Consider the following 1,517-nt stretch of genomic DNA (forward strand, 5'->3'; position numbering starts at 1 on the left):
GACTGCCGGTGATAAACCGGAGGAAGGTGGGGACGACGTCAAGTCATCATGGCCCTTACGAGTAGGGCTACACACGTGCTACAATGGCAGATACAGAGGGCAGCGAAGCTGCGAAGTGGAGCGAATCCCTTAAAGTTTGTCGTAGTCCGGATTGGAGTCTGCAACTCGACTCCATGAAGTCGGAATCGCTAGTAATCGTGGATCAGAATGCCACGGTGAATACGTTCCCGGGCCTTGTACACACCGCCCGTCACACCATGGGAGTGGGCTGCACCAGAAGTAGATAGCTTAACCTTCGGGAGGGCGTTTACCACGGTGTGGTTCATGACTGGGGTGAAGTCGTAACAAGGTAGCCCTAGGGGAACCTGGGGCTGGATCACCTCCTTACTGACGCTATTCGATCAGAATGCCACGGTGAATACGTTCCCGGGCCTTGTACACACCGCCCGTCACACCATGGGAGTGGGCTGCACCAGAAGTAGATAGCTTAACCTTCGGGAGGGCGTTTACCACGGTGTGGTTCATGACTGGGGTGAAGTCGTAACAAGGTAGCCCTAGGGGAACCTGGGGCTGGATCACCTCCTTACTGACGCTATTKTTGCGAGTGTTCACACAGATTGTATAGGTTGAAGTATTAAAGAGGATATGTTCCCAAACATATCAGCGTGTCCCATTCGTCTAGAGGCCTAGGACACCGCCCTTTCACGGCGGTAACAGGGGTTCGACTCCCCTATGGGACGCCATTGGGTTGTTAGCTCAGTTGGTAGAGCAGTTGACTTTTAATCAATTGGTCACAGGTTCGAATCCTGTACAACCCACCATTTCTCAGACGCGGGGCTATAGCTCAGCTGGGAGAGCGCTTGCATGGCATGCAAGAGGTCGGCGGTTCGATCCCGCCTAGCTCCACCAAGTCTGGAAGATGGGCGATTAGCTCAGTTGGGAGAGCACCTCCCTTACAAGGAGGGGGTCACTGGTTCGAGCCCGGTATCGCCCACCATTTTCTCTGCAAGAGAAAAGCACTACAACAAAATGGGGCTATAGCTCAGCTGGGAGAGCGCCTGCCTTGCACGCAGGAGGTCAGCAGTTCGATCCTGCTTAGCTCCACCATTTTACTCTTTGTTTTTACAGCAGTTGACGCCTGTTGCGATGAGTGCTGTCTGAAAGCAAAAAATAAAGTGGTTTATCGTATTGATAGAATCACATGCTCTTTAACAATCTGGAAAGCTGACAAGTCATTCTTAAAGAATGGCAGTAAAGTTCTCAATCAGTGACAGAAATGTCACTCACACAATCAAGTGTGCTTGGGCTTTGTCTTAGTAATAAGCAAAGTCTCTATTTTGAGTCCGGCAAAAACAAAACCTTAATTGGTTGATGATTCAACACTGAGTGGTTTTGCGACGCAGATTTCTTTTTTAGACAATCTCGCCGTAAATAAAACCTCTTGGGGTTGTATGGTTAAGTGATTAAGCGTAGACGGTGGATGCCTTGGCAGTCAGAGGCGATGAAGGACGTACTAA

At 50.3% G+C, this 1,517-nt stretch carries 5 tRNA genes and 1 rRNA gene; all 6 read left to right on the plus strand.

The annotated features are described in order from the left end of the window. Nucleotides 1-387: ribosomal RNA gene (locus BZG23_RS16315) — 16S ribosomal RNA — on the plus strand; the annotation flags it as partial. 280 nt (nucleotides 388-667) lie between these two features. After that, a tRNA-Glu gene (locus tag BZG23_RS16320) sits at nucleotides 668-743 on the plus strand. A 2-nt stretch (nucleotides 744-745) separates the two neighbouring features. Beyond that, nucleotides 746-821: transfer RNA gene (locus tag BZG23_RS16325), tRNA-Lys, on the plus strand. Nucleotides 822-833: 12 nt separating this feature from the next. Next, nucleotides 834-909, plus strand: a tRNA-Ala gene (locus BZG23_RS16330). Nucleotides 910-921: 12 nt separating this feature from the next. Further along, nucleotides 922-997 (plus strand) — tRNA-Val (locus tag BZG23_RS16335). A gap of 34 nt (nucleotides 998-1,031) precedes the next feature. After that, nucleotides 1,032-1,107: transfer RNA gene (locus BZG23_RS16340), tRNA-Ala, on the plus strand. Nucleotides 1,108-1,517: the final 410 nt, after the last annotated feature.

This window comes from Salinivibrio sp. ML290, assembly GCF_001995695.1.
Classification (GTDB): domain Bacteria; phylum Pseudomonadota; class Gammaproteobacteria; order Enterobacterales; family Vibrionaceae; genus Salinivibrio; species Salinivibrio siamensis.